Origin of the sequence: Candidatus Electronema sp. TJ, from assembly GCF_048287355.1 — a bacterium.
Lineage (GTDB): Bacteria > Desulfobacterota > Desulfobulbia > Desulfobulbales > Desulfobulbaceae > Electronema.
This window is the reverse complement of record NZ_JBLWEP010000134.1, coordinates 1-6,692: the sequence shown is the minus strand read 5'-3', so window position 1 is coordinate 6,692 and position 6,692 is coordinate 1. Positions and strand designations below refer to the sequence as shown.

Here is a 6,692-nt window from a genome sequence, read left to right as displayed (position 1 = left end):
TCCGCACCTGCTCCACCAGCCAGTCCGCCCACGCTGCCATGCCTTCGCCGGTCTTGCTGGACACCGGGAACACGGTCAGGCCAGGATTGAGTATCTCCACACCTTGACGGAAGTACTCCATATTGAAGGGCACATAGGGCAGCAGGTCTGTCTTGCTGATGATCAAAGCCTGCATTCCCATGTACATGCCAGGGTATTTATACGGCTTGTCGTCGCCTTCCGGGATGGAGGCAATCAGCACGTTCAAGTGAGTGCCAAGCTTGAAGTTGGCTGGGCAGATCAGGTTGCCCACGTTCTCCACCAGCACCAAATCCAAGTCATGCAGCGGCAGCGACGGCAACGCATTGGCCAGCATCACCGCGTCTAAATGGCATTCGCCGCCAGTGTTGATCTGCACCGCAGGCAGACCTGCGGCCCGCGCCTTGTCCGTGTCAATTGAGGAGGCCAAATCGCCTTCAATCACCCCGAAGCGCAGGCGGCCCTGCAAGGCCTCCAGTGTCTTGAGGATGAAGGTTGTCTTGCCTGCGCCGGGCGAGGCCATGATGTTGATGCCATACACGCCTGCATGATCCAGCAGATGCTGGTTGTTGGCGGCGATGGTGTCGTTGGCGGAGAGGATGTTCTCGACCACCCGCACCCGCGTCGGGGCTGCGCTGCTGCACATAAAGTATTCTCCGAGCAATTAATCAACGTCAATGCTTTCCACGTAAAACTCACGGCCTTTAGTCACTCGCACCGCGCTGCTGGCGCAGGCTGGACAGGTGAAGGTCTCGCTGCCAGGACGAAAGACCTTGCCGCAGGCTGCGCAGGTCATTTCGCCGGGAATACGCTCAAAACGCAGCTGCGCACCTTCGGCCAAGGTGCCTTTGGCGATGATATCCCAGTAGAACTGCACCGAGTCATCCACAATGGATGAGAACTGGCCAAGCACCAGCTGCACCTGCCGCACGGTTCTGCTGCCAGCGTGCTTCAGGGCTATATCCAAGATGCTCTGGGTGACAGCCAGCTCGTGCATTACGTCTCCCCGGCAAGCAGGTGCAGCACCTTGTGCGCCGCCAGCGGCACTGCCGCCGCAATCTCCGGGCTGAGGTCTTCTTTAAAGTCATAGACATGCTGCGCCTCCACCGCGACCACATGCACCTGCGCATCGTCCGGCAGCCGCTCGCCCATGCTCCGCCCCAGCTTGAGTGCCTGCTTGAGCGAGACATCATGCGCCGAGGCACTGTGGCCATGCGTCAGGTCATCCATCTCCGCCAAGGTGAAGCAGACCACCTCGCCTTGCCGGCGCAGGCCGGTGTTGAGCGCGTCAATGAGGATGACGCGATTATAGCCGATCAGCCGTTCCATCAGGCTCAGTCCGGCTAAGGAATAGCATTCGATGGTGATTGGCTCGCACCGTTGACGATGCAACGGTGCATCGCTGAGAGGAATGCCGCTGCGTCGGCTCACTTCCTCGGCAATGCGCCAGCCTACGCCGTCATCGCCAAGAATGGGATTGCCCAAGCCGATGATGAGGGTGCTGTGTGTGCTGTTCATGCAATAATTCAATGCTTGGCAAAACGGTCAAGAGGCTTCAGCAGCTGCGCAGGCAGGCTCCATGACAGCCTTCAATCCATTCACTTCATTCTGCGAAAAGCGCTTGAGCAGCAGCTGGATGAGATAGAAGCCGAAATCCGGGTTCTGATAATAAAGCTGCCTGATCTGCGCGGCGGTCATCGAAAGCAGCTCCACGTCGGTCTTGCAGCGCAGAGTTGCGCTGCGCACCTGCTCGCTGGCAAAGACTCCCATCTCGCCGAACAGCTCTCCTGGTCTGATTGCCACATCCAATTCGTCAACCCGCAGCGCGCCCGACTTGAGCAGATAAATCTTGTCCGCCGCGTCGCCCTTGCGGAACACCACATCCCCCTCTTTCAATAACTCCTTGGTCATGTGGGGAATCATGAACTCAAAAGACATGTCCCCTTCTGAAGCTCTGCGCACCTGCTTGATCAGCCGGATCATCTGCGCCAGCCGCAGGCAGTTCATCGGCAGCAGCGCGGTGTGCAAAACAAAAATTGGCCAGACATGGGCGTTGAAGGTGTAGACGATGAAGGTGATGTTGCTGGCGATGCCTACAATCCGCAGAGGGATCATGTTCTTCATGTAGAAGGTGGAGAACATGAGAAAGGCTGCGAGAAAGCCGAGGAGCTGGATGAAGTCCATGGTCAAGCCGTCTGTGCTGCTTGAAGCGCGGGAGAAAAGCGCATATTATGCCTGCAGCTATCTTAATGAGCGGCGCAGCCGCTGACAATCGAATAATAAGCCTCCTTCAAGAATCGCATGAACCATGTCACCGCGCTGGGACTCTTTTCCGGCGGCCTGGACTCCATTCTTGCCTGCCGGATTGTGGCGGCGCAGGGCATCCGGGTGCAGGCCCTGAAGTTTGTCACTCCTTTCTTCGGCCATGAGCTGCTGGCGGAGCCGGAGCGGTTCCGTCAGCAGATGCTGGACAAATACGGCATTGAAGCTGAACTGATCGACCTGAGCGCAGGCTACATCGAGCTGCTCCGCCGCCCGGCTCACGGCTTCGGCAAGCATTTCAACCCCTGCATTGACTGCAAGATCATGATGCTGCGCCGCGCGCGCGAGCTGATGGCCGAACGCGGGGCCGCTTTTCTTTTCACCGGCGAGGTGCGCGGCCAGCGGCCCATGTCGCAGCAGATGGAGACCTTGAATTTAATCGAGAAGAAAGCGGGCTGTCAGGACATCCTGCTCCGTCCGCTCTCCGCCAAACTGCTCTCCCCTACCCTGCCGGAGCGGCAGGGGCTGGTTGACCGGGAACGGCTGCACGGTTTTGCCGGACGCGGGCGCAAGGGGCAGCTTGCCTTGGCGCGGGAACTGGGCATCAGCGATTTCCCTGCTCCCGCAGGCGGCTGCGTGCTCACCGATCCTATTCTTGCCGCCCGGATCGAACGCTTCTACGCCGGACTCTTCACCGTCGGAAGCGAGGATATAACTGCCGGGGACATCCGCCTGCTCCTGCTGGGCCGCCAGTTCCGTCTGCCTGGCGGGCATTGGCTCGTGCTCGGCCGCAACGAGCAGGAGAACGACCGCATAGCCGGGCTGCGCAGGCCAGATGACTGGCTGCTGCATATGCCGGAGCATTTCGGGCCGCTGGGTCTGCTGCGCCGGGCTGCCGCCGCCGATGCGGAAGCAGCAGCAGCGCTGGCTGCCGGACTGATTGTCCGCTACAGCCGGAAAACCGACGGCATTCCCCTGCCCGGCGATGTGCGGATTGATCACGGCGGCAACGAGCTGCTGCTGCGGAACACCGCGCCTTTGCCGGACGAGCTGTTCAGCAGCTGGACCGTCTGATTGTCGCAGGCTGATTCTTGTCAAGAAGAAAATACGGCTGCCTTTTTATTATGCTTGACAAGTATAAAAATCGCCGTATTATCACCCTTGTTGCAAATCATTTGCAAGAGCAATTTGTTCTGGCCTGATTTGCTTCGACTGATCAAGCAGTTGCGGCGGATACGGGAGTCGTCCGCCAGCCTGCGCAACATTAGGAAGGATGCCCTCTCATGCAATCTTAACTTCTTGCCGAGCTTATGAACGCCGCTCCTGATCTCAATCCGTTCCGTCCGACGAAACAGCGGCAGGTGATGCTGGAGGAACTTGCCAAAGCAAACCACCCCACAGCCTGCGAACTGTACGAGCGGGTGCGGCTGCGGCTGCACCGCATCGGACTGGGCACGATCTACCGCAATCTTGAGCTGATGGCCGCCAGCGGCATCATTCTCAAATTGGAGGTGGGCGGCTCGCAGAAGCGTTATGACGCGCAAACTGAACCGCATTATCATATCCGCTGCAGCCGCTGCGGTCTTGTCGAAAACATCGACATGCATGTCATTCAAAACGTCATTGCGGCCGCATCTCGAAAAACAGCCTACAACATCATCGGCCATCACATTGAGTTTACGGGAGAGTGCCCGAAATGTCAGCGTAAGGCCAGGAACGCCTGCCTGGAGCAGGAAAGGAGCTTTGTCTGATGTCGCAAGATCAGTTCACTGAAGTCAGTCACGAATCATGGTTCAGCCGCCTCAAGGGCGCGGCCAAAGGCATTGCGGCTGGTTTCATGCTCTTCATCGCCGCTTTTGTCCTCTTGTTTTGGAACGAGGGCCGTGCGGTGAAGGACTACAAAACGCTGAAGGAAGGAGCCGGTGCTGTTGTCTCCGTGCCTGCGGACCGAATTGATCCTTCCCGCGAGGGCAAGCTGGTGCATCTCAGCGGCAAGGCTGTGACCGAAGAAACCCTGCGCGACCCAGAGTTCGGCGTGACAGCCAACGCCCTCCGTTTGGAGCGGACTGCGGAGATGTATCAGTGGCAGGAGCGTTCTGAAAGCAAGAAAGAAAAAAAGCTTGGCGGCGGGGAGGAGACCACCACCACCTATTCCTACAGCAAGGCTTGGTCGGAATCGCTGATCAGCTCGTCCGGCTTCCGCCAGCAGGCTGGGCATGAGAACCCTGGCTCCATGCCCTTCAGCTCGCAGGAGCAATCGGCCCGGCAGGTCACGCTCGGTGCTTTCAGTCTGCCGCCCTCGCTGACCAGCAAGATCAGCACTGCGCAGCCGCTGCCGGTGAGCGCGGACGCGCCGCTGCCGGAGAACACCGCAGGCCGGAAGATATGGCGGCACGGCAGCGGCTTTTATCTGGGCGAAGACCCGAACACGCCGCAGGTCGGCGACCTGCGGATCAGCTTCAGCGTGGTGCTGCCGACCGAGGTCAGCATTGTCGCCCAGCAGCGAGGCTCCAGCCTGGAGCCGTACCGCAGCGAGGCGGGCGGCAGCATCGAGCTGCTCCAAACAGGAACGCACACTGCCGCCGCCATGTTCAAAAGCGCGCAGCAGAGCAGCAAGCTGCTGACCTGGCTGCTGCGGCTGGGCGGCTTCATTCTCATGCTGACCGGCCTGAATCTGATGCTCAAGGTGCTGTCTGTGACAGCGGATATCGTGCCGATGTTCGGCAGCTTGGTCGGCGCAGGCACAGGCATTGTCTCCTTTCTGCTGGCAGGGGTGCTCTCGCTGCTCACCATCGCCGCAGCTTGGGTCATCTATCGTCCGCTGATCGGCCTGAGCCTGCTGGCAGCAGCGGCAGCACTGATCTGGGCGGTGCGCAGCAAGCTCCGCGCCAAACAGCCTGCGGCAGCGACCATGCCCCCTCCCCCGCCGCCCCGGTGACTGCTTTGCTCTTCGCAGTCTGAAGCCGCTCTCTGATGGAGACACTGCGGTGTCTCTGTCGGAGACATCTCCCTCTCGTCACTACGTTGAACTCACCGGCCTGTAAAACCTATGCGCACAGCAGAACTCCTTGAACTCATCCGCAACGGCGAGAACTCCGGCGTGGAATTCAAACGGGACGACATCCGCCCGGAACAGCTGGCAAAAGAGATCGTGGCCTTGGCCAACCTTCAGGGAGGACGGCTGCTGCTCGGCGTGGAAGACAACGGCACTGTGACTGGCATCAAACGGCCTGACGTGCAAGAATGGGTGCTGAACGTGTTCCGCGATAAGGTGCATCCACAAATCATCCCGTTCTACGAGGAAATAGAGTTTGCAGAAGGCTGTCGAATCGCTGTGATCTCGCTGTCGCCCGGCATTGCCAAACCATATGTGCTCCGGCATAACGGTCGAGAGGATGTGTATATCCGCATGGGCGACCGCTCCGAATTAGCGACACGGGAACAGCAGCTCCGGCTCTTTCAAAGCGGCGGGATGCTCCATGTAGAGACCTTGCCGGTTGCTGGCACCTCAATAGACTCCTTGGATTTAGACCGGCTCAACTTTTATCTCGCCTCCATCATCGAAGACCCGGAACTGCCGAACAACCGGGAGCAGTGGATCGAACGGCTGCTCGGACTGGGCCTGATGGCTGAGGACGGACTGGGGAACAAGGTCTGCTCTATTGCCGGTCTGGTCTGCTTTGGCATTCGTCCGCGCCGCTATTTGCCCCAGGCCGGTTTGCGGCTGATGATCTTTGCTGGCGCAGACAAGGAATATCAGGCCCGTCTCGACACTGTGCTGGACGGCCCGCTTGCAGGCCGCTGGCGGATGATCGCCGGCCAGCGCGAGCTGGTTGATCGGGGCCTGATTGAGCAGTTCGCTGCCGCGATTCAGCCGTTCATCTCCTGCGAAGAAGCGGATGTAGATGAAACTATGCGGCGTGGCAAAGAGCTGTTCTATCCTTGGCAGGCGGTGCGGGAAACGGTCATCAACGCCTTGGCGCATCGCGACTGGTCGCGGTCAGTGGATATTGAGGTCAGCGGCTATGCCGACCGACTGGAGGTCATCAGTCCGGGGGCTTTGCAGAACTCCATGACCGTGGCCAAGATGATCGCCGGGCAGCGTTCGCCCCGCAATCCCTTGATCATGGAGATTCTGCGCGATTACGGCTATGTTGACGCAAGAGGAATGGGTGTGCGCACCAAAGTCATTCCCCTGATGCGGCAGCACAACGGCGCGGAGCCGGTCTTTGCGGTCAGCGAAGACTGCCTGAAAACTGTCCTGCCAAAGAGAAAGCTGTCATAACGGCTGCCCTTCTTTCGCGGCAGGCAGGACGTTCAGACCACCCAGCTGCGGCCGCGCTGCCCGGCCAGCCTTGCCTGCAATCTCGCGTAGCACTCTTCATATTTGCTGAGATCAGGGTGGCCGTCAG

Annotated in this window: 8 protein-coding genes; 4 read left to right on the top strand and 4 right to left on the bottom strand. The window is 59.5% G+C overall.

The window, feature by feature from the left end; translation table 11 throughout:
- From hypB to ACNKID_RS09625, 4 genes are all read right to left on the bottom strand, one after another.
- On the bottom strand, nt 1–664 hold a 664-nt coding region (gene hypB / locus ACNKID_RS09640; RefSeq protein WP_417913215.1), incomplete at its 3' end, for a hydrogenase nickel incorporation protein HypB.
- 18 nt (nt 665–682) lie between these two features.
- Nucleotides 683–1,015: a hydrogenase maturation nickel metallochaperone HypA gene (gene hypA / locus ACNKID_RS09635; RefSeq protein ID WP_417913214.1), complete on the bottom strand. Its 333-nt coding sequence runs from the start codon at nt 1,013–1,015 to the stop codon at nt 683–685.
- Nucleotides 1,015–1,536 (bottom strand): hydrogenase maturation protease, encoded by a 522-nt coding sequence (locus tag ACNKID_RS09630; RefSeq protein ID WP_417913213.1) that lies wholly within the window; start codon nt 1,534–1,536, stop codon nt 1,015–1,017. Before ACNKID_RS09630 ends, hypA begins: the two co-directional genes overlap by 1 nt.
- A gap of 27 nt (nt 1,537–1,563) precedes the next feature.
- On the bottom strand, nt 1,564–2,202 hold the full coding sequence (locus ACNKID_RS09625; protein WP_417913216.1) for a Crp/Fnr family transcriptional regulator: 639 nt from the start codon (nt 2,200–2,202) through the stop codon (nt 1,564–1,566).
- 117 nt (nt 2,203–2,319) lie between these two features.
- Here ACNKID_RS09625 and ACNKID_RS09620 point away from each other — a divergent pair, with 117 nt between their 5' ends.
- From ACNKID_RS09620 to ACNKID_RS09605, 4 genes are all read left to right on the top strand, one after another.
- Nucleotides 2,320–3,354: a thiamine biosynthesis protein gene (locus ACNKID_RS09620; RefSeq protein WP_417913212.1), complete on the top strand. Its 1,035-nt coding sequence runs from the start codon at nt 2,320–2,322 to the stop codon at nt 3,352–3,354.
- A 236-nt stretch (nt 3,355–3,590) separates the two neighbouring features.
- On the top strand, nt 3,591–4,031 hold the full coding sequence (locus tag ACNKID_RS09615) for a Fur family transcriptional regulator (protein ID WP_417913211.1): 441 nt from the start codon (nt 3,591–3,593) through the stop codon (nt 4,029–4,031).
- The gene (locus tag ACNKID_RS09610) at nt 4,031–5,218 is read left to right on the top strand and encodes a TMEM43 family protein (RefSeq protein WP_417913210.1); all 1,188 of its coding nucleotides are present in this window, start codon (nt 4,031–4,033) and stop codon (nt 5,216–5,218) included. The genes ACNKID_RS09615 and ACNKID_RS09610 overlap by 1 nt, the downstream gene beginning before the upstream one ends.
- Before the next feature lie 111 nt (nt 5,219–5,329).
- Nucleotides 5,330–6,565, top strand: a complete 1,236-nt coding sequence (locus tag ACNKID_RS09605) for an RNA-binding domain-containing protein (protein ID WP_417913209.1) — start codon at nt 5,330–5,332, stop codon at nt 6,563–6,565.
- Nucleotides 6,566–6,692 lie beyond the last annotated feature (127 nt).